The organism is Nocardia pseudobrasiliensis NBRC 108224 (assembly GCF_001613105.1).
GTDB classification, from domain to species: domain Bacteria; phylum Actinomycetota; class Actinomycetes; order Mycobacteriales; family Mycobacteriaceae; genus Nocardia; species Nocardia pseudobrasiliensis.
In genome coordinates, this window is record NZ_BDBS01000005.1 from 245,031 (window position 1) to 268,892 (window position 23,862).

The 23,862-nt window shown below is 66.6% G+C and carries 25 protein-coding genes; 10 read left to right on the forward strand and 15 right to left on the reverse strand.

The genetic code is table 11. From position 1 onward, the window contains the following. Positions 1 to 89: 89 nt before the first annotated feature. Positions 90 to 1,262, reverse strand: coding sequence for a glycosyltransferase family 4 protein (locus NP4_RS08045; protein WP_169813688.1), 1,173 nt, complete (start codon positions 1,260 to 1,262; stop codon positions 90 to 92). A 129-nt stretch (positions 1,263 to 1,391) separates the two neighbouring features. Then, positions 1,392 to 2,561 (reverse strand): ROK family transcriptional regulator, encoded by a 1,170-nt coding sequence (locus tag NP4_RS08050; RefSeq protein ID WP_067994272.1) that lies wholly within the window; start codon positions 2,559 to 2,561, stop codon positions 1,392 to 1,394. A 102-nt stretch (positions 2,562 to 2,663) separates the two neighbouring features. Here NP4_RS08050 and NP4_RS08055 point away from each other — a divergent pair, with 102 nt between their 5' ends. Genes NP4_RS08055 through NP4_RS08065 form a run of 3 tightly spaced genes read left to right on the forward strand, consistent with a single transcriptional unit; the run spans position 2,664 to position 5,649 of the window. Continuing rightward, entirely contained in the window at positions 2,664 to 3,740 is a 1,077-nt protein-coding gene (locus NP4_RS08055; protein WP_067994275.1) for a sugar ABC transporter substrate-binding protein, read from the forward strand. Continuing rightward, the gene (locus NP4_RS08060; protein ID WP_067994277.1) at positions 3,737 to 4,474 is read left to right on the forward strand and encodes an ATP-binding cassette domain-containing protein; all 738 of its coding nucleotides are present in this window, start codon (positions 3,737 to 3,739) and stop codon (positions 4,472 to 4,474) included. The genes NP4_RS08055 and NP4_RS08060 overlap by 4 nt, the downstream gene beginning before the upstream one ends. After that, positions 4,471 to 5,649 carry a sugar ABC transporter permease gene (locus NP4_RS08065; protein ID WP_067994279.1) on the forward strand — a complete coding sequence of 393 codons (1,179 nt, stop codon included), beginning with the start codon at positions 4,471 to 4,473 and terminating at the stop codon, positions 5,647 to 5,649. The genes NP4_RS08060 and NP4_RS08065 overlap by 4 nt, the downstream gene beginning before the upstream one ends. A 3-nt stretch (positions 5,650 to 5,652) precedes the next feature. Here NP4_RS08065 and NP4_RS08070 read toward each other — a convergent pair whose 3' ends face one another. Genes NP4_RS08070 through NP4_RS08085 form a run of 4 tightly spaced genes read right to left on the reverse strand, consistent with a single transcriptional unit; the run spans position 5,653 to position 9,071 of the window. After that, the gene (locus tag NP4_RS08070) at positions 5,653 to 6,309 is read right to left on the reverse strand and encodes a class I SAM-dependent methyltransferase (RefSeq protein ID WP_067994281.1); all 657 of its coding nucleotides are present in this window, start codon (positions 6,307 to 6,309) and stop codon (positions 5,653 to 5,655) included. 58 nt (positions 6,310 to 6,367) lie between these two features. After that, a complete protein-coding gene (gene ligD, locus NP4_RS08075; protein WP_067994284.1) occupies positions 6,368 to 7,324 on the reverse strand; it encodes a non-homologous end-joining DNA ligase in 957 nt (318 codons plus the stop codon). Positions 7,325 to 7,356: 32 nt separating this feature from the next. Then, the gene (locus NP4_RS08080) at positions 7,357 to 8,808 is read right to left on the reverse strand and encodes a sodium:solute symporter family protein (RefSeq protein ID WP_067994287.1); all 1,452 of its coding nucleotides are present in this window, start codon (positions 8,806 to 8,808) and stop codon (positions 7,357 to 7,359) included. Next, positions 8,805 to 9,071, reverse strand: a complete 267-nt coding sequence (locus tag NP4_RS08085; RefSeq protein WP_067994290.1) for a DUF3311 domain-containing protein — start codon at positions 9,069 to 9,071, stop codon at positions 8,805 to 8,807. Before NP4_RS08085 ends, NP4_RS08080 begins: the two co-directional genes overlap by 4 nt. Positions 9,072 to 9,562: 491 nt before the next feature. Between NP4_RS08085 and NP4_RS08090 the strand changes: the two genes are divergently transcribed. Genes NP4_RS08090 through NP4_RS08110 form a run of 5 tightly spaced genes read left to right on the forward strand, consistent with a single transcriptional unit; the run spans position 9,563 to position 12,059 of the window. Beyond that, positions 9,563 to 9,922: an ATP synthase subunit I gene (locus NP4_RS08090; RefSeq protein WP_067994293.1), complete on the forward strand. Its 360-nt coding sequence runs from the start codon at positions 9,563 to 9,565 to the stop codon at positions 9,920 to 9,922. Next, complete coding sequence (gene atpB, locus NP4_RS08095; RefSeq protein ID WP_067994296.1) at positions 9,919 to 10,674, forward strand: F0F1 ATP synthase subunit A; 756 nt, start codon at positions 9,919 to 9,921, stop codon at positions 10,672 to 10,674. Before NP4_RS08090 ends, atpB begins: the two co-directional genes overlap by 4 nt. Before the next feature lie 46 nt (positions 10,675 to 10,720). Then, entirely contained in the window at positions 10,721 to 10,972 is a 252-nt protein-coding gene (locus NP4_RS08100) for a F0F1 ATP synthase subunit C (protein ID WP_062512981.1), read from the forward strand. A 5-nt stretch (positions 10,973 to 10,977) separates the two neighbouring features. Continuing rightward, positions 10,978 to 11,487 carry a F0F1 ATP synthase subunit B gene (locus NP4_RS08105; RefSeq protein ID WP_067994300.1) on the forward strand — a complete coding sequence of 170 codons (510 nt, stop codon included), beginning with the start codon at positions 10,978 to 10,980 and terminating at the stop codon, positions 11,485 to 11,487. Continuing rightward, on the forward strand, positions 11,484 to 12,059 hold the full coding sequence (locus NP4_RS08110) for a F0F1 ATP synthase subunit B family protein (protein WP_067994303.1): 576 nt from the start codon (positions 11,484 to 11,486) through the stop codon (positions 12,057 to 12,059). Before NP4_RS08105 ends, NP4_RS08110 begins: the two co-directional genes overlap by 4 nt. A 68-nt stretch (positions 12,060 to 12,127) precedes the next feature. Here NP4_RS08110 and NP4_RS08115 read toward each other — a convergent pair whose 3' ends face one another. From NP4_RS08115 to NP4_RS08135, 5 genes are all read right to left on the reverse strand, one after another. Next, entirely contained in the window at positions 12,128 to 12,598 is a 471-nt protein-coding gene (locus tag NP4_RS08115; RefSeq protein WP_067994308.1) for a hypothetical protein, read from the reverse strand. A gap of 82 nt (positions 12,599 to 12,680) precedes the next feature. Then, on the reverse strand, positions 12,681 to 14,108 hold the full coding sequence (locus tag NP4_RS08120) for an alpha-amylase (protein WP_067994311.1): 1,428 nt from the start codon (positions 14,106 to 14,108) through the stop codon (positions 12,681 to 12,683). Between the two features lie 88 nt (positions 14,109 to 14,196). Then, positions 14,197 to 15,771: an MDR family MFS transporter gene (locus tag NP4_RS08125; protein ID WP_067994314.1), complete on the reverse strand. Its 1,575-nt coding sequence runs from the start codon at positions 15,769 to 15,771 to the stop codon at positions 14,197 to 14,199. After that, on the reverse strand, positions 15,768 to 16,406 hold the full coding sequence (locus tag NP4_RS08130; protein ID WP_067994316.1) for a TetR/AcrR family transcriptional regulator: 639 nt from the start codon (positions 16,404 to 16,406) through the stop codon (positions 15,768 to 15,770). Before NP4_RS08130 ends, NP4_RS08125 begins: the two co-directional genes overlap by 4 nt. Positions 16,407 to 16,453: 47 nt before the next feature. After that, entirely contained in the window at positions 16,454 to 17,044 is a 591-nt protein-coding gene (locus tag NP4_RS08135; protein WP_067994319.1) for a TetR/AcrR family transcriptional regulator, read from the reverse strand. Between the two features lie 65 nt (positions 17,045 to 17,109). On the opposite strand from NP4_RS08135, the gene NP4_RS08140 reads away from it, so the two are divergent. Beyond that, on the forward strand, positions 17,110 to 18,000 hold the full coding sequence (locus NP4_RS08140) for an SDR family NAD(P)-dependent oxidoreductase (protein ID WP_067994322.1): 891 nt from the start codon (positions 17,110 to 17,112) through the stop codon (positions 17,998 to 18,000). 49 nt (positions 18,001 to 18,049) lie between these two features. Further along, a complete protein-coding gene (locus NP4_RS08145; RefSeq protein WP_067994325.1) occupies positions 18,050 to 19,540 on the forward strand; it encodes an alpha/beta fold hydrolase in 1,491 nt (496 codons plus the stop codon). A 3-nt stretch (positions 19,541 to 19,543) separates the two neighbouring features. Here NP4_RS08145 and NP4_RS08150 read toward each other — a convergent pair whose 3' ends face one another. The 4 genes from NP4_RS08150 to NP4_RS08165 all read right to left on the reverse strand — a co-directional run bounded on the left by NP4_RS08150 (position 19,544) and on the right by NP4_RS08165 (position 23,862). Then, positions 19,544 to 20,464: an NADP-dependent oxidoreductase gene (locus NP4_RS08150; RefSeq protein WP_067994328.1), complete on the reverse strand. Its 921-nt coding sequence runs from the start codon at positions 20,462 to 20,464 to the stop codon at positions 19,544 to 19,546. Positions 20,465 to 20,559: 95 nt separating this feature from the next. After that, positions 20,560 to 21,516: an alpha/beta hydrolase gene (locus NP4_RS08155; RefSeq protein ID WP_067994856.1), complete on the reverse strand. Its 957-nt coding sequence runs from the start codon at positions 21,514 to 21,516 to the stop codon at positions 20,560 to 20,562. A gap of 116 nt (positions 21,517 to 21,632) precedes the next feature. Further along, positions 21,633 to 22,109 carry a PaaI family thioesterase gene (locus NP4_RS08160; RefSeq protein WP_067994330.1) on the reverse strand — a complete coding sequence of 159 codons (477 nt, stop codon included), beginning with the start codon at positions 22,107 to 22,109 and terminating at the stop codon, positions 21,633 to 21,635. Continuing rightward, positions 22,099 to 23,862: a long-chain-acyl-CoA synthetase gene (locus NP4_RS08165; protein WP_067994333.1), complete on the reverse strand. Its 1,764-nt coding sequence runs from the start codon at positions 23,860 to 23,862 to the stop codon at positions 22,099 to 22,101. Before NP4_RS08165 ends, NP4_RS08160 begins: the two co-directional genes overlap by 11 nt.

Consider the following 23,862-nt stretch of genomic DNA (forward strand, 5'->3'; position numbering starts at 1 on the left):
CGCGCGATCTCGCCCGTTCGACCCCGGCACATCGGTCGATCCCACGGGAGAGCTCACCGCGGGATCGACCGATACGCCGGTGGCGTGGGCTACTGGTTGGCGACCGCGGACAGTCCACGGTCCATCGCCCGACCGGCGGCCGGAATACGCGGCAGCCGAGCACAATCCAGCGCCGAGTAGTACGCCGCCTCATATCCGGCCCCGAGCTGATCCACCGAGAAGCGCTCGATCACCCGGCGGCGGCAGGCGACCGGATCCAGTCGCGACGCCTCGGCCATGGCCGCGGGCAATTCCGCCGGATCGTCACAGATGAAGCCGGTGACCCCGTCCTCGACCACCTCCGCGACCGCGCCGCCGCGCAGCGCGACGACCGGTGTGCCGCAGGCCATCGCCTCGATCATCACGATGCCGAACGGTTCCTCCCACCGGATCGGGAAGATCAGGCAGCGCGCCTGGGACAGCAACAGCCGCTTGGCGACCGCGTCGGCCTCGCCGAAGACGAAATCGCGATCGGTCAGCAGCGGCTTTACCGCACGCCGGAAATAAGCCTTTTCCGCGGGTTCGTTCATCTTCGCGGCGAGTACCAGTGGCATACCTGCGGCATGCGCGGATTCCAATGCGAGATCCGGTCCCTTGTACGGCGCATAGCGGCCCAGGAACAATGCGAAATCCTGCTTTTTCTTCTGGAATGGCCATTCGCTCGGCAGTACGGCGTTGTAAACCCGTCCAAGCCAATTCAATTGCGGCGCCAATTGCCGCTGCCGGTCGCTGATCGCGATCAACTGGGCCGAATCGCCCAGCGCCCGATAGTAGGTCTGCTCCTCGCCGTCGACCGGACCGTGCACGGTCACCACGGTCGGGATGCCGAGCGCCTCATACACCGGCGCGTTGAGCGGGCCCGCGAAGGTGTGGTCGTGGATGACGTCGATGCGCTCGGTACGAGCCAGTTCGGCGATGATCTTGCGCACCTTCAGGGCATTGAGTACCTCGGGAAACGGATCCCCCAGGCGTTCGGCGAGAATTTTGTCCCAGACCCGGATGAAGCGGGCGGACGTGCCCGCCCGGCCCGCGCCCAGGAGGGTGACCCGGTGTCCGCGTGCGACCAACGCATCGACAAGCTGTGCCACCACCGCTTCCACGCCGCCGTATCCGGCGGGCGGAACTTCGAAATACGGCGGGGCCACCATGACGATATTCAGTGGCGCACCGGAACCCTGAATGTTGTATATCAGGGAATCGGAACCGGACGGGGTACTGCTCATGGTACTGCCTCCTCAACGGTGTGAAGCTGCAACCAAGACGGCATACGACAACCCTCGGATCGGGGTCGATCGCTCGACCGGTGTGATACCCAGCACAGCCCGAGTTAATCCCTTCAGGCCGAAATTCGGTTATCCACCGCGGCGTTCGAACAACCGATCCCGCGCGACATCGAGCGCTCTGGACACCGCACCCGCGAGCACTCCGTCCTCGCCCAGCGCGCTGGCCACCAACCGTGGTCGCAGTGGCCCCAATTCGGTCATCCGTTCGGTTATCGCCGCGCCGAGCAGATCGAGGTTGTGGCCGATGCCGCCGCCGAGCACCACCAGTTCCGGATCGAGAATGGCCGCCACGGCGGTGATCAGCGCGCCGATCCGGCGGCCCTCGGCGGTCACCACCGCGGCGGCGCGTGCGTCACCGGCCGCCGCGGCGGCGAAGATCTCCGCGGCCGAGCCGGCGGCCAGCCCCGCGCGTTCGGCGATGCGCGCCACTCCGCCCGCGGCGGCGACGGATTCGGTCATACCGCGCTGGCGGGCATCCGAGGCCGGGGTGTCGACCTCGGTGGTGGGCAGGAACGACACCTCACCGGCCGCGCCCGAACTGCCCACGTAGAGTTCGCCGTTGATCACGATGCCCATACCGACACCGGTGCCCACGGAGATCAGCACGAAGTTGCGCACCCCCGCCCCGGCCCCGAATGCCAACTCGCCCAGGGCGGCCAGGTTGATATCGTTCTCGATCGCGGTCTCCACCGCCAGCGCGGCGTGCAGCCGTTCGACCAGTCCGGCGCGACCCCAACCGGGCAGATTCTGCGCGTAGTCCAAGCGCCCGGTCTCCGGATTGAGCACGCCCGGACTGCCCACGACCGCGTAGGTGACCGCCGCCCAATCCATTTCGGCCTCGGTGGCGACCCGATCGGCGAGGGCGCGCACGCGCCGCACCAGATCGGCGGCCGAGCGCGCCGAGTTGCGCACTTCGCGCCGGGCGATGAACTCACCGCGCAGATCGGCGATCGCGATGCGGATCCACTGCCGGCCGATATCGATTCCGGCCACCACCCCCGCGCGGGCATTGAGATCGTAGATCGCGGTGCTCGGCCCCGGCCGCCCCGACAGCGACCCGACCAGTCGGACCAGTCCGGCCTCCTCGAGACCCGAAAGCGCCGCCGACACCGTGGGTTTGGACAGCCCGCTGGCCTTCGCCAGCGCGCCGCGCGAGGACGGCCCGGCCAGGCGCAGATGATCGAGCAGCAGGCGTTCGTTCATGGTGCGCAGCAGTTGTGGCTTGCCGGTCGGAATCATCGAAACTCTCCTCGCACCTCTGGACACCCGATAGTTAGTAAACTACCTTTCTTACCAACGCTCAATCGGGCGTGCCCCTCTCTCTTCGGCACGGTGATCCTCATGCGTCGAATTCTGATCGTCGCCGCGGCGGTGGCCGCACTCGCCCTGGCGACCGGATGTTCCTCCGGCACAGGCACAAATCGCAAGGTCGGCGGTACCCCGACCATCGCGCTGCTGCTTCCGGAATCCAAGACCACACGGTACGAGGCCTTCGACCGCCCCCTGTTCGAGGCCAAGGTCGCCCAGCTGTGCGCCGGCTGCAAGGTGCTCTATTTCAACGCCGACCAGGACGCGGCCAAACAGCAGAACCAGTTCGAGGCCGCACTCACCCAGGGCGCGGATGTGATCGTCTTCGATGCCGTCAATGCCGATGCGGTTGCGCCGCAGGTGCATTCGGCTCAGCAGAAGAAGATTCCGGTCATCGCCTACGACCGGCTCATCTCCGGTGTCGGCTACGACTACTACGTCTCCTTCGACAATGTGAAGGTCGGCCGGGTGCAGGGCGAGGCGCTGCTGGCCGAACTGGCCCGCCGCGGCACCCTCGACAAGGGTCAGATCCTCATGCTCAACGGCGCGCCCACCGACCCCAGTGCGGGTGACTACAAGAAGGGCGCGCATCAGGCCCTCGACGGCAAGGTGCGGATCGGCCGCGAATTCGACACTCCCGACTGGAGTCCCGACAAGGCGCAGCAGGAGACCGAACAGACCATCACCGCCCTGGGTAAGGACGCCGTCGTCGGGGTGTACTCGGCCAATGACGGAATGGCCAGCGGCGCGGTGGCCGCGCTACAGCGGGCGGGTTACTCGACCCTGCCGCCGCTGACCGGTCAGGACGGGGAATTGGCTGCGGTGCAACGGATTCTGACCGGCCAGCAGACCATGACCATCTATCTGAACTACCGCGCGCAGGCGGAGAAGGCGGCCGAACTGGCCGTGGCCCTGGGGCGCGGCGACAAGCCCGCGGCGCCGGCCACCACGAACAACGGCGCGGCGGATATCCCGTCCTATCTGCTCGACGCCATCGCGGTGAACAAGGACAATGTCGCGAGCACCATCGTCAAGGACGGCCTCTACAAGGCGGCGGAGATCTGCACGCCGGATGTGGCGGCGGCCTGTGCCTCAGCGGGGGTGAAATGAGTTCCTCCGCAACGGTTCTCGAGGCGCGCGATATCACCAAACGGTTCGGCGGGGTGCAGGCGCTGGCGGGTGCGGATCTCGAGGTGCGTGCCGGGGAGGTGGTCGCGCTGGTCGGCGACAACGGCGCGGGGAAATCGACTCTGGTGAAGGCGATTTCGGGCGCGGTGGCCGCCGACTCCGGCGAGATCCGGTTCGCGGGCGCGCCGGTGCGCATCGCCCGGCCCCAGGACGCGCAGGCCCTCGGCATCACCACGGTCTTCCAGGATCTGGCCCTGTGCGACAACCTCGACGTGGTCGCCAATCTTCATCTCGGTTCGGAGACGAGGAGTCTCGGCGTGCTCGATGAGATCCGGATGGAGCGGGCCGCCCGCGATCTGCTGACCTCGCTGGATGTCAAGATTCCCGATGTGCGCACGCCGGTGCGCGCGCTGTCGGGTGGTCAGCGGCAATCGGTGGCGATCGCGCGGGCGCTGCTGGGTGAGCCGCGCATGGTGATCCTCGACGAGCCGACCGCGGCCCTCGGTGTGGAACAGACCGCGCAGGTGCTGGCGCTGGTGCGGCGGCTGCGCGAACGCGGGCTGGCGGTACTGCTCATCAGCCACAACATGGTCGATGTGCGGGCGGTCAGTGACCGGGTGGTGGTGCTGCGATTGGGCCGCAACGCGGGGGAGTTCGAGACCGCGACGAGTACCCAGGAGGCCATAGTCGCGGCGATCACGGGAGCGGCGCAATGAACCGACTGAGGGGTCCGGCGGATGCGGTGACCGACCGCATCCGCCGGGGGGAGGTCGGTTCGGCGCCGGTCGTGATCGGGCTGGTCGTCATCGCGATCGTCTTCGATCGGCTCAACGCGCACTTCCTGTCCCCGGAGAATCTGACCAATCTCGCGCTGCAGATGGCGGCCACCGGCACCATCGCACTGGGCATCGTGCTCGTGCTGCTGCTGGGGGAGATCGATCTGTCGGCGGGTTCGGTGAGCGGGCTGACGGCCGTGGTGATGACCCTGCTGTATGTGCGCCACGGCTGGAACTGGGTTTTCGCGGTGCTGGCCGCGCTGGTCGTGGCGGCGGCGATCGGGGCGCTGCACGGCGTCATGCTGACTCGATTGAATATGCCGTCGTTCGTGGTGACGCTCGCCGGGCTGATCGGCTGGCAGGGGTTGATGCTGTATCTGCTCGGTAAGCAGGGCACCGTCAATCTGCCGTTCGATCGCGGGATCGCGGTGATCAGCGATACCTGGCTGGCGCCCGGCGTGGCGTGGGCGCTGGTGGTGCTGCTCGCGGGCGGGCAACTCACGGCGAGCCTGCGCACGCGCCGGTTGCGCTCGCGGGCCGGGGTGGCCGTCGCCTCGCCCGCCTGGCTCGCGGCCCGTTCGGGGGCGCTGGCCCTCGCGCTCGCGGTGACCGCGCTGGTGCTGAACTCCGATCGCGGCGTCCCGCTGACGCTGGTGATCTTCGGCGGCCTGGTCGTCGCCGTGGATCTGGTGTTGCAGCGCACCGTATTCGGCCGTCGCATCTATGCCGTGGGCGGTAATGCCGAGGCGGCCCGGCGGGCGGGGATCAATGTCACCCGGGTGCGGATCGCGGCCTTCGTCGGCTGTTCGGTGCTGGCGGCGGTCGGCGGCATTCTCGCCGCCTCGCGGTTGGTCGCGGTGAATCAGAGTTCCGGAGGCAGCGATATTCTGCTCAATGCCATCGCCGCCGCCGTCATCGGCGGCACCAGCCTGTTCGGCGGGCGCGGGCGCGCCTATGCCGCGCTGCTGGGAATCCTTGTCATCCAATCGATCACCAATGGCATGCTGCTGCTCAATGTCGACTCTTCGGTGCGGTTCATGGTGACCGCGGTCGTGCTGGCGGTGTCGGTGGCGATCGATTCGGTGGCGCGGCGGGGCGCGGAGGGCGCGCGATAGCGGTCAGCCCAGGCGGCGGATGGCGATGATGTTGTCGAGCAGGACGGCGGATTCGCCATCCGGGCCGACGGCGGGACGCTCGCGAGTATCCAGAACCTCGGCGCGCCAAACGTTTTCGTCCAGGCCCAGCTCCTCGTACACCTCGTTCGGGGAGGGGAAGTGGACGTGGTTCTCCGGGTGGCGCGACCACGGCGGCATGGCCCCGTGATCGATGATCAGCAGCAGCCCGCCGGGGACCAGCGCCCGCGCGGCCCGGCGCAGCACCTGCGCGCGCGGGAACTCCACCGGCGACTGCAGGAACTGCGCGTTGACCAGATCGAATGCGCCGTCGGGGAATTCGGCCACCAGATCCCGCCGCTCGGTCCGAATCCGTTCACCCACACCACGTTCGGCGGCCGCGGCCCGCAAGCGGCCCAGCGCGATCTCGGTGATGTCGACCGCGGTGACCTGCCACCCGCGCTCGGCCAGCCACACCGCGTCCCCACCCTCGCCACACCCCAGATCCAGCGCCCGCCCCGGCGTCAGTTCGGCCCCGAACGCCACCAGCCAGTGGTTGGGATTCCCACTCCAGATCCGCTCTCGCTCTCCGTAGAGCCCGTCCCAGAACTCCTGCGCCGATGCCGCCGGTTCGGGACTGTGATGATGCGTCGTCTCGGTCATATCTCCACCATGGCGACACCTGCCCCGGACTGACAAACTTCTTTGCCGATCCGGCAAGTCAGGAGCTCTCCCGCTTGGCTCGCGCCCGGCGCTTTCCCTCGTGCATGGCCTGGACCCGGGCGATCGGGATGATATGACCCTCCTCGATGAGATCGATGGGCAGCGATTGCGGGGCGGGCATTTCCGTGGCCCAGGGGTCGCGGTTGCCGAGGGCCTCGGGGGCGGTGTGGATGGTGAAGTCGCGCGGGGCGATGTTGTCCAGATCGGACCAGGTGAGGGGGAAGGAGACCGTGACGCCGGGGCGGATGCGGGGGCTGTAGGCGGTGACCACGGTGCCGCCGCCGGAGCGGGTGGAGTCCAGGAAGACCTTGCCGCCGCGGTCCTCGCGGATGAAGGCGGTGGTGGCCAGGTCGGGGTCGAGGCGTTCGGCGCGGGCGGCTATCGCGCGCGTGGCCGCGGCGGTGTCCTCTATATCCAGGCCCGCTCGGACCGGAACGAAGATATGGACGCCCTTGGAACCGCTGGTCTTCACCGCACCCGCGAGGCCGTCGTCGGCCAGGGCCCGGCGGACCAGATGCGCGGCGTCGACGGCCTGCCGGAACGGCTGATCGGGGGCCGGATCGATATCGAGGACCAGATGTGTCGGACCCGCGGCGTGGTCGGTCAGCAGCAGCGTCGTGTGATATTCGATCGCGCGCTGATTGCCGAACCACAGCAGCGTGCGCAGATCCTCGCAGACGGCATAGGTGATCTCGCGCCGCGAACTCTCGGCCCACATGGTCACCCGCGGCACCCACTCCGGCGTGTACTTGGGCAGGTTCTTCTGCATGAACGGCTCCTGCCCGGGCCGCACGCGAACCACCGACAGCGGCCGGTCCCGCAGATGTGCCACCATCCGGTCGCCGACCGCCTCGAAGTATTCGATGAGATCGCGCTTGGTCGCGTCCGCGCCGTCGAACAGCGGCTTGTCCAGATTGGTCAGTGAGACGCCCGCACGGACCTCGTCGCCGGTCATGAATCTCACCCTGCCCCGCGCCGACCGGGCGGTCAACCAGGCAGGGCGATATCCACCCGGATTGTCTTCGGCCGACGCGACGCCAGACTGATCACGCTCGCGACCAGGAGATTGAGGCCCAGCGCGATGAGCCCGCCGTTCACCCCGAACAGCGGATCGCGCCCCACCGCGTGCAGTCCGAATACCACGACGCTGCCGACGATCAGCCCGGCCGCGACGCCGAACGCGGTCAGCCGCCGCCAATACAGTCCGAGCAGCACCGCGGGCAGCAGCTGCGCGATGCCCTCGTAGGACAGCACCGACAGATTCACCAGGGCCTTGGGATACAGCACCGCCCCGGCCAGCGCGATCGCGCCGACCACCACGCACACCAGCTGCGACCAGCCGCGCTGTCGCGCCTGCCCGCCGGTCCCGCCGCCGAGAACGGTTCGGCCCCACAGCGTTCCGATGGCCACCAGGAATACGCTCATCGGCACGATCGCCGACAGCGCCCCGGCGATCCCGATCACCGCCACCAGCGGCGCGGGCAGTGAATCGGTCACCAGCTCGTACAGCGCCAGATCCGAATTGCCCAGCGCCGGAAAGACGAACAGCGCCGCCGCGCCGATGAGGATCGGAACAACCAGCAGCAGCTGATACCACGGCAGCAGCATCGAATTGCGCCGCAGCGCCGTCGGTCCGGACGCCGACAGATACCCCGCGACCGTGGTGGGGAAGATGCAGATGGTGGCCACATTCAGCAGGATCGTCGACACGTACCAGGTCGCGCCGAAGGAGCCGCCGCCCGCGCCGGGAAAGGTCAGCCACTGCGGCCGCTCCGCGACCAGCCGGTCCAGCAGCTCGCCCGGACCGCGAAAGTAGTGCCAGGGCACCCAGATCGCGAGGAATACCACCGACAGCACCGCGAGCCCGTCCTTGAGCACGCTCACCCACGCCGATCCGCGCAGTCCGGAGGTCAGGATGAACGTCTCCGCCACCACGAACGACACCGCCGCCGCCACCCGCAGATCCACCGAGCCGTAGGACATCGCGTGCACCACCACGCCCATGCCCTGAATCTGCAGCTGTATATAAGGAACGAGGAACACCGTGCACAGCACCGCCACGGTCACGCCGAGCGGCCGTGAGCCGAACCGGTGTTCGGCGATATCGGCGATCGACAGCAGTCCGTGCCGGGCGCAGTAGGTCCACAGCAGCGGCGCGACGAAGTAGGCCACCACCAGTCCGGTGCTCAGATAGGCGATCAGATAGAAGATCGGCACCCCGTACCGGTAGGACCATCCGGCCGCGCCGAGAAACGAGAAGCTGGTGTAGGACTCGCCCGCCATCAGCAGCAGCACGAACAGGGTGCCCAGTCCACGCCCCGAGATCGACCATTCCGCCAGGGATTTCGCCCGGCCGCGCCCGGACAGCACGCCGATGACGACCGTCACGACCATCGCCACCGCGAACAGGGATACGGCCACCGCCGCGCGACCGGTCACGACCGCTCCCGCTCGATGTCGTCGTCGACCGGGACGAATTCCGGTGCGCCGCTTCGATAGGCCGGATCGAAGCGGGCCACCAGGGCCACCAGCGGACCGGTCAGCGCCGTGACCGCCAGCAGATAGCAGACCAGGAACGGGATTCCGAACACCCGCGGCTCGATTCGATCGGCGACCACCGGCGCCAGGCAGTACAGCAGTCCGGGCAGGATCAGCAACCACAGGACCGGGCCGCGACGGCGCAGCGGTGTGGGGTCGGACATCGTTGCCTCTCGGTGGGTTCCGGCGATCGGTCCCAGCCACCTTTGCCGATGCGGGCGGCGGTGGCCAGCGCGACAGGGGTGTGTCGCGCACTGGTTGTCTCATTCGTCCGGATTGCTGTCCGGGAACCGTTGTGCTAGGGGGTTATTCGGTCGATCGGATGTAACCTCCCGTTCAGCGAGCCGTCAGCTTCCGAGAAGATGTCCGATTTGTCTGTTTAGTCGAATTCGGAAATGAGTTCGACGTGCAGATTTCCGATTTATTACGAATGTCCCCATGTCGCTTTGGATTTGCCCCCGGGGGATCGGATCTCGGTAGCTAAATAGTACCTGATGCCGTTTCGGATCCGCATTTCAAGATCATGTAAACGAAGATCAAAAGAGTTGCCACACAAGCCTGTTGGTATGTGTAAGCTGACGGTCAATCACGAACCCACTACGCGGTGGGTTGAATCGGCGAGGGCGGTGTCGTAGTGACTGTCGACAGACTCCGAATGCGCCGCGTAGCGGTTATTGTGGCCGCTCTCGGCGTATTGGCTTTGATGATTACCGGTGCACTGGATCGGGTGCTGCTGGGCGTATTCGTCTGCGCCGGACTCGGACTGGGCTGGCTCAATGCGCAACTCACCTGGAAGTCGGTCACACACGTCATTCGGTCGGAAACCGCGAGCAAGCAGGGTTTGGTGCTGTCCACGGCGGTACGCCTGCTCGCCACGACGGTGCTCGCGATCCTGGTGGCTTTCCTGGCCCGTCCCAATGGAATCGGCATCTTCTTCGGGCTGGCCGTCTTCCAAATCGTCGTAGTCCTGCACACCGTGGTCCCCGAATGGAAAGGGCTGCGCCAAACGCCATGAACATCGTGCATCTCCTGGCTCAGGAGGAATCCGAGCCGAAGATCAAGGTCGGCCATCACGCCGTCGCGCACCTGTGGGGTATGGATTTCAATGTCGACACGATCGTGTCGACCGTGGTCGCCGCGGTGATCGTGATCGGATTGGCCGTATTCGTCCGGATCAAGGTCACCTCCGGGGTGCCCAACGGCCCGCAGTTGTTCTTCGAGGCCGTGACGATTCAGATGCGCAATCAGGTCGAATCGGCCATCGGTATGAAGGTCGCGCCGTTCGCATTGCCGCTGGCGGTCACGCTGTTCACCTTCATCCTGCTGTCGAACTGGTTGTCGGTGCTGCCGGTGCAATACGGCGACGGTGAATTGATCGCCCCGCCCGCGGCCGACGTCAATTTCGTTTACGCGCTGTCGCTTTTCGTGTTCGTCTTCTACCAGGGCGCTGGTATCGCGCGCCGCGGTCCGGTCAACCACGCGAAGCAATTGCTCAAGGGACATGCCGGCTGGTCGATGGTGTTCATCAACGTCATCGAGGAGATCGCCAAGCCGCTGTCGTTGTCGCTGCGATTGTTTGGCAATATGTTCGCTGGCGGCGTCATGATCTCGGTGATCGCGTTGTTCCCGTTCTGGATCAGCTGGGGGCCCAACGTCGTCTGGAAGCTGTTCGATGTGTTCGTCGGCGCGATTCAGGCGTTCATCTTCTCGCTACTGACCGTGCTCTACTTCAGCCAGTCCATGGCCCTGGAGCACGAAAACCACTGACCGACTCTTCGCCGAAGAGAAAACGTTCGAGAACAGGAAGTGAAACATGGCAGCAGATCCCGCGATTGTCCAGGGCGCCCTGATCGGTGGCGGCCTCATCATGGCCGGTGGCGCCATCGGTGCCGGCATCGGTGACGGTCTCGCCGGTTCGGCGCTGATCAACGGGGTCACCCGGCAGCCGGAGGCCGAGGGCCGGTTGCGCGTCAACTTCTTCCTGACCGTCGGTCTGGTCGAGGCGGCGTACTTCATCAACCTGGCCTTCATGGCGTTGTTCGTCTTCGCCACACCGGGGGCGTAACCCCCATGGCCGCGCGAACGGATGTCACGGCCGCGGGGAACTTCCTCATCCCCAACGGCACCTTCTTCGTCGAACTGTTGATCTTCCTGATCGTGCTCGGAGTTATCTGGTTCTTCGTCGTTCCGCCGATCCGAAAGGTGTTGGCCGAACGCGAGGCTCGGGTCGATGAGACCACGGCGAACTTCAAGGAAGCGAAGGAGACGTTCGCCGAGGCCGAAGCTCGTTATCAGTCGGGACTCGAGAAGGCCCGCGCCGAAGCCGCCGAAATTCGCAATACCGCGCGCGCCGAGGGCCGGGCCATTCTCGAACAACTTCGCTCCGAGGCCCAGGAGGAGGCCGACCGGATCGTCGCCGACTCCGCCGCGCAGTTGCGGTCGGAGGCGGATCAGGTGGCCGCGGAGTTGCGCGCGGAGGTCGAACCTCTGGCGGAATCGCTGGCCGAGCGAGTTTCCGGCGTCAACGGCCAGCGGGCCGGCAGCAGCGCCGGACGGCAGAGGGGACAGGCGTCGTCATGAATCACACCAGCGGCATCCTCGCCGCGGGGCCGTACCACATCGTCTTCGAATGGCCGGTCTTCTTCAGTCAGCTGTTCGCCTTCGGCGTGATCGTGTTCGTCTTCGTCAAATGGATTCAACCGCCGCTGAAGTCGCTGATGGCGCGCAATCAGGAGGCCGTTCGCAAACAGCTCGAGGAGAGCACCGAGGCGGCGGATCGGCTGACCAAGGCCAAGCAGGCCTACGACAACGCGATGGCCGAGGCTCAGAAAGAGCTGGAGCGCATGCGGGTCGACGCGCAGGACGACGCCGAGCACATCATCGCCCAGATGCGCGAGGCCGCCGCCGCCGAGGTCGAACGGGTCCGCAAACAGGGCCGCGAACAGATTCTGCAACTGCGCCGCCAACTCATTCGCGACCTGCAGACCGATCTCACCGCGGCCATGCTCGACCGCACCGAGGAGAAGGTCCGCATCCGGATCACCTCGCCCCAGGCCCAATCCGAGAGCATCGAACGCTTCCTCGAGGAGCTCGAGGTTTTGGCCAATGGTGAGCACGCCGTTCGCAGGCAGGCGCAATCCCGCTGGAACTGAATCTATTTCGGGACGAGTGCCGCGAGTCCGGAAGGGCTTGCGGCACTCGCCGTTTCACCGGATGACGACTATTCCTTCTCTTCCGGTGCCTTCTCCAGGGCCTTGGTCTCCGTCTTGCTCATCGCGAGATCCTGGGTCAGTTCGGCCCGGACCTTGTAGGACTCACCCTCGGTGAATTGGCCTCCGCTGGTCTTGGGGATCCCTGCCCTGACGTCGGCGGTCCCCTTGCCCTCCTCACAGCTACCCGAGCCGGTGCCCTCGGCGTAGACCAGCTTGCTCAGGTCCTCTTTCTTGTTGCCGTCTTTGTCCTTGCCGGTGTCGCGCACTGTCACCGTGATGGTGTAGTCGGCGTCGGAATTCTCCGGGCAGGTGAAGGAGACCGCCACCGAGGCCTCGTTCTCGCTGACGGCGGTGAGCTTGTCCACCGTCACCGTCGACTCTTCCTTCGTCGTTCCCTCGTCCTCGGCGTGGGCGGGGATCACCCCGCACAGTCCCACGAGGGCACCACACGCCATCACACCCGCAACCTTGTTGAGCACGTAACTCAATCCTTTCCTGCCGGATGGAAATTCGATACCGAGTGTTCTTCGCTACCGAACCGGCTCGAGATTGGTCAGCGGATCAGTCGGTGACCATCGCTCCGGTGTGCAGGGCCAGACCGGCGCGCGGCGCGAGATCCGCGTGCAGCCAGCCGGATTCGTCGATTTCGACGATGGGCCCGGTGCAGGTCCCCGCACTCGGCAGGCCGTGCATGACATCGCAATAGCGGCCCGGCGGAAGCGAAGTCCGGTACGAGCGGGTAGCCGGGGAGTCCGAACCGTTGAGGACGATATATCCGGCCGAACCGCGACCGAAGGCGATGAGATCGCCCGAATCGTCGGTCCAGTCGACCACCGGTTCGTCTCGGACCCGCTGATGGAACCCGACCATACCGCCGATGCCGGGCCACGCGTGCTCGCACAGCCAGTGTCCGTCGCCGCAGACCGCATCGGTGGTGCGGCCCAGCGGATCCGAGGGCGAGGGTTCGTCGTAGGCGTCGAAGGCGTAGTCGCTGAGGACCTTCGGATGGCCGTAGGTCCAGGCGAGCAGGAAGGCGTTGGCGAGGGTGTAGCGCTCCGGATCGGCGTAGGTGAGGGTGGAGCCGTTGCGTTCGGTGTCGTGATTGGCGACGAAGACCACCGAACCCGCCGACGGCAGCGCCGAGCCGAAATCGCGCAGCTGGGCCAGATGTCCGTGGCGGAAGATCGCGCTCAGCGTGCCCGCGTAGCGCAGATCCATGACGTCGCCGGTGGCCAGATACTCCTCGGGCCGCACCTGCTCGTTCCAGCTGTAGACGACCTCCTGATATACGTAGGCGGGCCGGGACAGCCGGGCCTCGATGGCCGAAAGATCCTCGGGGGCGATGTATTTCGCCGAGTCGACGCGGAAGCCGTCGATACCCAGCGACAGCAGATCGTTCAGATAGCCCGCGATTCGGTCGCGCACGCGATCGTTCTCGGTCGCCAGATCCGAGGCGTTGAGGGTCTGGCAGTGGTGCGTCTGATAGCGGTCGGAGTAGTTCTCGATGGCGTCGTTCGGCGTGCCGCAGTGATGGAAGTCGTCGGGACCGTAGGGTACGGCCGGATACTCGTAATGGCAGTAAGGCGTTGCGCCACTACCGATTCCGCACCCCTGGATCGCCGACATATTGTTGATGATCGTGTCCACGTACACCCGCACCCCCGCGGCATGGCAGTCGCGGACCATACCCGCCAGCTCCGCGCGCGTCCCGTACCGGCTGGTCAACCCGTAGGACACCGCCGAATAACTCTGCCACCACGGAAAACCCAGCTCCGGTAGCAGCGAATGCTCCTCCGGCGGCGAGGTCTGCACGGCCCCGTAACCCAGCGGACCCAGCGTGCGGCCGCACTCCCGGCCGATCGAGCGCCAGTTCCAGCCGAACATCTGCGCGATGACATCCCGCTCCGGCGCCGGTTCGGCGGCGACCGGAGCGGTCAGTCCCACGACGACGGTCAGCGTGCCGAGCAGCAGCGCCCAGGACCGAAGCATGTCCGGCCTAGCCGATTCGGGCATTGCTCGGCGCCGCAACGAGACCGCACAGTCCGCGAATGCTCATGGAGGCTCATGGTAGCGGTGATCAGTCCTTTTCCTCGGCCATGACCGCCTCGCCGCGAGCCACCATGCCCGCCTCATCGGACAGCTTCAGATGCGGAATGAACAGCGTCAGCACGAAGGCGAGGATCGCACCCGGAATCACGTACCAGAAGCCGGGCACCAAGGCGTCTGCGTAGGCGCCGACGATGGCGTCGTGCAGCGGGCCGGGCAGGTGCTTGACCACCGAGGGCACCAAACCGCCCGGCTGCAGACCGGATTGGGCGGCCTCCTGCCAGTGCGTCTTGAACACATCGGTCAGCCCGTCGGTGAGGCGGCTGGTGAAGATCGACCCGAAGATCGCCACACCGATCGCGCCGCCCATCTCGCGGAAGTAGTTGTTGGCGCTGGTCGCGGTGCCGATCTGCCCGGGGGCCACCGCATTCTGCACCACCAGCACGATGATCTGCATGATCAGACCCAGGCCCGCGCCGATGACCAACAGCATCGCCGACACCAGCCACATGGAGCTGTGCGCGTCGATCCGGGTCATCCACAGCATGCCCGCGATGATGATCAACGCGCCCAGCGGCGGATAGATCCGGTACTTGCCGGTCTTGGTGATCGCCGTCATCGAGGTGATGAGGGTCGCCATCATGCCGATCATCATCGGGATCAGCAGCAGTCCGGACACCGAAGCCGAAGCGCCGGTGGCCATTTGGAGATAGGTCGGGATGAATGCCAGTGCCGCGAACATCACCAGGCCGACCACCAGGCCGATGGCCGAGGTCAGCACGAAGGTGCGATTGCGGAACAGCCACAGCGGCAGCATCGGCTCCTCGGCCCGCGCCTCCACGACCACGAAGACGCCGACGATGATCACCAGGGCGGCCGCCATCGACAGAATCGTCGGCGAACCCCACGCGTACTGCTTACCGCCCCAGTCGGTGATCAGAATCAGCAGCGTGGTCGCGGCCGACATGAGCACCACGCCGAGATAGTCGGGCTTCACCTTGGGTCGGTGGCTCGGGATGCTCAGATAGCGGAACGCGATGACCAGCGCGGCGAGGCCGACCGGGACATTGATCCAGAAGCACCAGCGCCAGCTCAGCTGATCGGCGAAGAAGCCGCCCAGCAGCGGTCCGGCCACCGAGGTGACGCCGAAGATCGCGCCCATGGGCGCCATGAACTTGCCACGGTCCTTGGCCGGGACGATATCGGCGATGATGGCCTGCGCCAGGATCATCAGACCGCCGCCGCCCACACCCTGCAGCCCGCGGAACACGATGAATTCCCAGAAGCCGGTGGACAGCGCCGCGCCGATCGAGGCCGCGGTGAATACGGCGATCGCGAACAGGAACAGCCAGCGGCGGCCGAACAGATCGCCGAATTTGCCGTAGATCGGCATGACGATCGTGGTGGCCAGCAGATACGAGGTCGCGGTCCAGGCCATATTCGAGATGCCGCCGAGCTGGCCGACGATGGTCGGCATCGCGGTGCCCACGATGGTCTGATCCAGGCTGGCCAGGAACATGCCCGCGATCAGCGCGGAGAAGATGAGCCAGACGCGCTTCTGGGTGAGGACTATCGGGGTGGGCGGCGATTCGGCCGTCGTGGTCATCGGGAGCTCTCCTCGGTGGTCGGTAGGTCGTCGCGGAACAGGCGGGCCGCCAGTTCGCACTGCTCGTGGAGGGCGGTCGCCAGGGACCGATCCGATTGGTCGGCCAGCGACATCGCCGCGTGGGTGGCGAGGGTGGACATGAGTGCCGCGGTGAGGGACGCGAATTGGGGTGGGAGCCCGCCCAACCGCGCGGTCAGCAGCTCGCCGACGGCATCGCCGTGCCGTACGCCCGCGGCGACGAACGCTGCCACCACGCGCGGTTCGGTCTTGACCAGCTCGAAGATGAGCGAAATGCTCTCGCGCACCACGGCTTCGGGTTCGTACGCTGAGGCCCAGAGCGCGGTGAGGTCCTCGATCAGCACGCCGGTGGGACCGCCCGCGACGAACTGCTCGCGCATTTCCTGGGTACCGATCTCGATCGGGCCGAGGACGGCGTCCATCTTCGTCTCGTAGTAGTTGAAGAACGTGCGGGGGGAGACGCCCACCGCCTTGGCGATGTCGTCGGTGGTGGTGGCGTCCAGTCCGCGTTCGACGGCGAGGCGACGCGCGGCCAGGCACAGATCGTGCCGGGTCTTGCGCTTCTTCAACTCGCGCAGGCCGAGTTCCGGTGCGGTGTCGTACTTCTGGATGACCACATCTAAAAGTTACAGGATCTGCAATTTTTCATGCACTGCAATTTGCGTCACATCGGCCGCAGATAGGTGAGGGCCGCCTCCAGGATGGTGTCGGCGTAGGTCGAGGTGAGGCCGTCCAATCCCAATGACCAGCGGTATTGCAGTGGGCCGAGCAGTAGATCGATGGCGATCTCGGTGTCCAGATCATGGCGCAGCTGACCCGTGGCGACCGCCGAGTTCAGGCGTTCGGTCAGGGCCGCGCGCTGCGGGAGCAGTAGCCGTTCGCGGTAGTAGCGGCCGATCTCCGGATCGTGCTGGATCTCGATGTACATCGCGCGCAGGAAGCCGTCCTTGGCCGGATCGGTGAGTTCGGCGGCCGCGCCGCGCAGCAGCAGGCGCAGATCGGCGCGGATATCGCCGGTATCGGGCAGGCTCAAACCTTCGGGGCTGGAATAGCTTTCGAGCATCGCGTCCAGTACCACCGCACCCTTGGACGGCCACCAGCGATAGATCGTCTGCTTGCCGACCCCCGCCCGGGCGGCGATCGCCTCGATGCCCAGTTTGGGATAGGGCACCTCGCCGATCAGTTCGGCCGCGGCGGTGAGGATGGCGGCCCGGGCGCGCTCGCTGCGCCGGGTGGCGCTCGGCTTGTCGGTCATGGCGTGGAGTTTAGCGCGAAATGAGACGATACGTCTCGTCTTGACATGACGTGGGAAGGGATGGGATGCTGCTGCGGCACGAGACGGACCGTCTCGTTACGAGAGGAGTTACCTTGACCAGAACTTGGTTCATCACCGGAGCCAACCGCGGCCTGGGCCGGGCCTTCACGGTGGCGGCGCTGGCGCAGGGTGACCGCGTCGTCGCGACCGCTCGTGATCCGCGGACCATGGCCGACCTCGCCCAGGATCGGCTGACCGTGCTGCCGTTGGATGTTCGCGACCGCGAGCGCGTATTCGCCACGGTCGAGCGGGCGTTCGAGGTCGCCGGATCGATCGATGTCATCGTGAACAACGCGGGCTACGGCCTGGTCGGCGCGGTGGAGGAACTCGACGAGCGGCAGATCCGCGAACAGATGGACACCAATTTCTATGGCGCGGTGTGGGTTACGCAGGCCGCGATCCCGCATCTGCGCGAGCAGGGGTCGGGCCATATCGTGCAGATCTCGACCGTCGGCGCGGTCGGATCGCTGCCGCTGTTCAGCATGTACAACGCCAGCAAGTGGGCGCTGGAGGGTTTCAGCGCCTCGCTCGCGGATGAGCTGCGCCCCTTCGGCATCTCGGTGACGCTGGCCCAGATGGGCGGCTTCGACACCGATTGGGCGAAGTCGAGTATGCGCTTCGCACAACGCAATCCGGCCTACGACGAGATCCGCGCGGGCATTCTCGGCATGGCGGAGTATCCGGATCCCGCGAATCCGCCCGCCGCGGCCGAGAATCCGGAGTGGGCGGAGCCCGCGCCGGAGGTGGCCGCGGCCGAACTGCTCGACCTGGTGGCCATGTCGAATCCGCCGCTGCGCCGGATCATCGGACCGGGCGCCCACGAGATGGTGACGATGGCCCTGGATCAGCGTCGGCTCGACTACATCTCCGATCCGAAGTTCACCTGGCCGAGCTGAGCCGCCGTTCGCCGCGCCACGGAACCGATCGGTCGGATACCGTGCACGGGTGTTGTTCCGGCTGGTGGTTGTTATCGCTTCGGTCTGTGCGGTGTTGTCGTTGAGCGGGGCCGATCCGGACCCGAGCGGATTGGCCCGCTTCTACGGTCAGCGGCTGAGCTGGCAGCCCTGCGGTATCGATGAGATGGACGCCGCCGGAGCCGAATGCGCCGAGGTGCGCGTGCCGCTGGACTACTCCCGGCCGCGCGATCGCGCCATCACCGTGGCGATCTCGCGCATCCGGGCGGGCAATGGGGAGCAGCGGCGCGGGGTGCTGCTCGCCAATCCCGGCGGTCCCGGCGCGGAGGGCTTGGACACCGTGGGACTGCTCGGCGATGTACTCGATCCGGAGGTTCTCGCCCGCTACGACCTGATCGGTATGGATCCGCGCGGTATCGGACGGTCCACCGCCGCGCCGCTGTGCGGCTGGCCGGTGGGGGAGATGATTCGCTCGGCCGGGCTGTCGGACAAGGGGTTTCGCCACGACACGGTGGAAGCGGCCGGTATGGCGGCCACCTGTCTGGCCCGCGACTCCGCCACGCGGCGGCAGTTCACCACCCGCAATACCGCCCGGGACATGGACGTGATCCGGGCGGCGCTCGGCGCACCCGCGCTCGCCTACTACGGCGTCTCCTACGGCACCTATCTGGGCGCGGTCTACACACAGATGTTCCCCAGCCACAGCGATCGCATGGTGTTCGACAGCGCCATCGACCCCGCTCGGTATTGGGAAGGGATGGTGCGGGATTGGGGGCCGTCGGATGAGATCGCGCTGGACGAATGGGCGCGCTGGGCGGCCGCGCGCGATGAGAGTTATCGCCTCGGTGATACTCCGGACAAGGTGCGTGCCACCGTCGAGGAGCTGCTCCGCGCGGTCGGGCGGCAGCCGGTCATCCTGGACGGATTCGCCATCGATGACCACTGGCTGCCGTTTCTACTGCACAATCTGGTGGTCAGCTTTCGATCCAATGGCGTACTGGCGGAAACGATTCGGGAGATAACGGATGCGGTGGGCCAGCCGCCCGCGGCGGCGCGGACCCCGCGGTTGCAGGGTCTGCTCGAGGCGATACGGGACGGGGAGAATTCCGCGCTAACCGAGATCGCCTGCGCCGATGCCGGTGCGCCGACCGAAATCGCCTGGTACCGGCGCAATATCGAGGCGACCCGGGTCACCCAGCCGGTATTCGGCGCGATGGCCAACAATATTCAACCGTGCGCGTTCTGGCCGCGACCGGTGGAACCGGCCACGGCCGTGCGCAATGCGGTGCCCGCGCTGATCGTGCAGGCCGCCGACGATCCGCGCACGCCCTATGCGGGAGCCCTGCAGCTGCATGCCGTCATGGCCGAATCCCGGCTGATCACCCTGCGCGACACCAGAATTCACATGACCTTCCGGCCCGGACTGAGCGCCTGCGTTCGGTTCTCCGTCAACGCCTACCTGGCCACCGGGTTCCGCCCCGCGGCCGATGCGATCTGCGATCCGGACGAGCCCACGCGCTAGGCGTCAGGGCACGATCACCAATTTGCCCCGGGTGTGGCCGGTGCGGCTGGCGTCGAAGGCCGCGCCGACCTCGTCGAGGCCGAAGGTCCGCGCGACCTCCACCGTGAGCGCGCCGCGGTCGGCCAGCGCCGCCAGTTCGGTGAGTTTCGCGCCGTCCGGCCGGACCCAGATCACATGTCCGCCATGCTTTTCCACCTCGCCGTCGGCGATCGAGGCGTGTCGGCCGCCGGTCGCGAGGATGGCCAGGGTGGTGTCGAGCTGACCTCCGACGAAATCGGCCACCGCGGTGACGCCGTCCGGGGCGAGCGCGCGGATCCGCTCGACCTCGCCGTCGCCGTAGGCCACCGGTTCGCCGCCCAGCTCGCGCACGAAGTCGTGATTGCGTTCGGAGGCCGTCGCGATCACCCGGGCGCCGCGGTCGCGGCCGATCTGTACCGCGAAGCTGCCGACGCCCCCCGAGGCGTTGTAGACCACCAGGGTGTCGCCGGGGCCGACCTCCAGCCGATCGAGAGTGCGCTGGGCGGTCATCCCCGCGAGCGGCAGGCCACCGGCCTGTGCCCAGTTCAGCGCCGCGGGTTTGCGGGCGAGGTACTCGGCCGGGACGGCCACCAGTTCGGCGAAGGTGCCCGCGTGCACGACCTGCTTGCGGGCATAGGCCATCACCTCGTCGCCGACCGCGAATTCGGGGGCGTCCGGTCCGAGGGCGACCACCTCGCCCGCCACATCCCAGCCCGGGATCACCGGGAACACGCCCTCGATCATCGGATCCAGATATCCGGCCAGGACCTTCCAATCGACCGGGTTCACCCCCGCCGCGCGCACCCGGACCAGCACCTCACCCGGCCCGAGCCGCGGTTCGGGCAGTTCACCGACCCGCAGCGTGGAATTGTCGTGGGCGTAGGCGTCGTAGCTGACGGCACGCATCGAATCAGGCCTCCTCGGTTCGGGGTTCCTGCTCGTTCAAGTGCTACCCACGTCCATGGTATTTCCCCGCCGCGAATTCGGTGGGAACCGTCACGTCAGGCTGGCAACCCCATGCCCTCGGCCAGCAGCGGCCACGAATCGTGCAGCGCTTCCTCCCAGTACGGCCAGTAGTGGGTGCCGACCGGGGTGAACTTGTAGGTGGCCGGGATACTCAGCGAGTCGAGCCGGTTCTTCAGATTGGCCGTGCAGCCGTTGACGGCCGCCTCGATGATCATGCCCAGCGCGAGGTTCACCCCGCCCGTCGGTCCCGGGGCGTTGGAGGTGTAGTACTTCACATCCTCCATCACCGGAATACCGCTCCCGCTCGAGACGTAGAGCAGCGTCCCGCGCAGCTTCTCGGCATTGATCACCGGATCGTTCTGCGACCACAGCGGGCTGTCGGAGGGCCCGTACATGTTCTGGGTGTTGCCGCCCGCCCAGGTCTCGGTGGCGAGCTTGACGAACTGCTGTCCCATCGGATCGGCGATCTGCGCGCAACCGCTGTAGGCGGCCACCGACTTCCACAGCCCCGGCTTGGCCTCGGCCAGCTGCAGCACCGACGTGCCGGAGGTCGACAGACCGGCCAGGGCGTTGAGCCCGGTGGAGTTCAGCGTCGAATCCAGCAGCGGCGGCAGTTCCTCGGTGAAGAACGTCTTCCACTTGTTCACGCCGAGAACGGGATCCGGCTTCTGCCAGTCGGTGTAGTAGCTCCCGCGCCCGCCGATCGGCTCGATGACGTTGACCTGCTTGTCGGCCAGCCACTCGAGCGCCTTGGTCTGCGCCTGCCAACTCGCGGTGCCCTCACCACCGTCGAGCCCGTTGAGCATCCACAGATTCGGCGCGGACCGGGACTCGTCCACCGGCCGCTGCACATCCACAGCGACCTCGGTATCCATCGCCGCCGAATACACCTTCAAATGCCAAGTCCGCCCGTCCTTCTTGACGGAGGTGACCGCCGACGCCTTCCCCGGCTCCGCCGAGGCGGTCTGCCCGACCAGCCCCACGGCCAGCATCGCGGCGAGCGCCACGGCACACGCCCGGGCGGTGGCGTTACGTAGTAGAGAGAATCCCACGATTCGATAAGTCTGTTGCGGGTGCGATTCCGTTACGGGTCAATCCTGTTCGTCGGCTACGACTTCGACAGCTGCATCACCTGCAGTGAGGAGATGGCCGTCGCCACCAGTTTGTTCTTGCTGTTGTAGGCCTCCGCGCCGACGAACATCGCGCTCGAGCCCGGTTTGCGGACCGTGGCGGTGAGGGTGAGGCGTTCGCCGACGAAGACCGGGCGCAGGAAGTGGGTTGTCAGGTCCAGGCTCGTCGTCGGGTTCTTGGCGGTGATGTAGCTCAGGGGGGCCATCAGGTCGTCGAACATGGCGGCGAGGAAGCCGCCCAGCAGCAGGCCCATCACATTGCCGTACTTCTCGGGGATCTCGACCGAGGCCGTGATCGAGTGACCCGGGGTGAACTCCTCGAAGTGCAGGCCCAGGGTCGTCGTCGCGGGCGGGGGGAGTTTCAGTTCGACGCCGGGCGGGGTCATCTGATCGACCGCCGCCATGGCGTACTTGAAGATCTCCTCGTGTCCCTTGATCGTGGTGTCATCGGCCATGATCGGTACCTCCCTCGCCTCGGATAATTGCCTCGTAGCGCTCCGGCGTCAGTTCCCGATAGCCGTGCTCGACGCCGTCACGGATGTAGATGGATTCCCCTGCTCGCGGCGCGAAGCCCTCACGCTGCAACGTCAACTTCGAAAGTTTCAGTGTCGCTGTCGTTTCCAGCGCCGAGCGTACCCGAATGAACAGCGGCTGTGCGTAGGTTGGCAAGGCCGCATCGAGGTGGGCGGCCAGCGCCTTGCCGTCGAACCGGACGCCGTCGCCGAGTACGACGGCCGCCATACCCGCGCGACCCTCGCTGCCGGGCACCGTCACGCCGTACACGCTGGCCGCCGCGATACCGGGCCACCGCGTGAGCTGCTCGGCCACCTCGATGGTCGAGACGTTCTCGCCCTTGTAGCGGAAGGTGTCACCCAGCCGGTCCACGAAGAACAGATTGTTCCCCTCGCCCAGGCGAAAGGCATCGCCGGTATTGAACAACGCGTCTCCGTCACGGAAGGCATTGGTGACGACCTTCGTGCGGGTGGCCTCGGCATCGCGATAACCCGTGAACGGGGTCTTCTTCCGAATCGGACCGAGCAGCACGCCGGTCTCGCCCGGTGCGCACTCCACCAGCCGCCCGTTCTCGCGGACGAAATCCTCGCGTTCGAAATCCCATTTCGCGAGCTTGCCGCCCAGCCGCAGCTTCCCGACCGATCCGACCGTTCCGGACAGGTTGAGGGTGGCGATATTCCCCTCGGTGGACGCGTACATCTCCACGATCCGCGGTATCGCGAACCGGTCCCGCAGTCGCTCCCAGATATCGGCCTGCAACCCCTGCCCGACGATCACCCGCAGCCGATGCCGATCGTCGTACTCACCCGGCGGGGTATTGACCAGATACCGGCACATCTCGCCGATGTAGTTGAAACCCGTTGCCTCGAAACGATGAATGTCGCGCCAGAATCCGCCCGCGGAGAACCGCCGCCCGAGCGCCAGCGTGGATCCGTGGGTGAGCACACTGGCCAGCGGGATCACCAGCGCGTGGGTGTGGAACAGGGGAAGGCAGTTGTAGACGACGTCCCCGGGTTCGAAACGCCAGGCCAGCGCCCCGAGCACCCGACCGACGCTGGTCAACCGCTGGTAGCTCATAACGGCGGCCTTGGGCAGGCCGGTCGTGCCGCTGGTGAAAACGTAAGCGCCCGTATCCCCGAGGGTGTGCCGTGCCGTCTCGGGCGGGTCGGTAACCGTCGCGCTCGGCGCGAACCGCGCCAGACCCGATGTCTCGCAGTCTATTTCGCTCTCTTCCACATCCACCAGACTGTGTTCGACCAACTCCTTCGGCAGCCGGTCGCGAATGGCCAGGAACGCGGGCAGACATTCCGAACCCACGACCACATGTCCGGCCCCGCACACCTCGAGCGCGTGGGCGAGACCGTCCCCGCGAGCCTGCGTATTGGCCAGTGCCACAACGACACCGAGCTTGCCCGCCGCCAGATAGTGCCAGAGGAATTCCGGCCGGTTCTCCATGACCAGGGCCAGGGCATCGCCCTTGCCCATCCCCGCGGCCCGATAGGCGTGTGCGATGCCGTTGACGATCCGATTGGCCTGCGCGTAGTCGAATCGCCGATCCTCGAACAGCAGCAGCGGCTCGGCCGCCTGGGTTCTGCTCCGCCGCTCGAGCTCGAGGGCCAGCGTCCGATTGGAGCCGGAACCCTCGAGCAGACCGCGGGTCAGGGTCGCGTACGACCGGATGCGGTGGATCGGCAC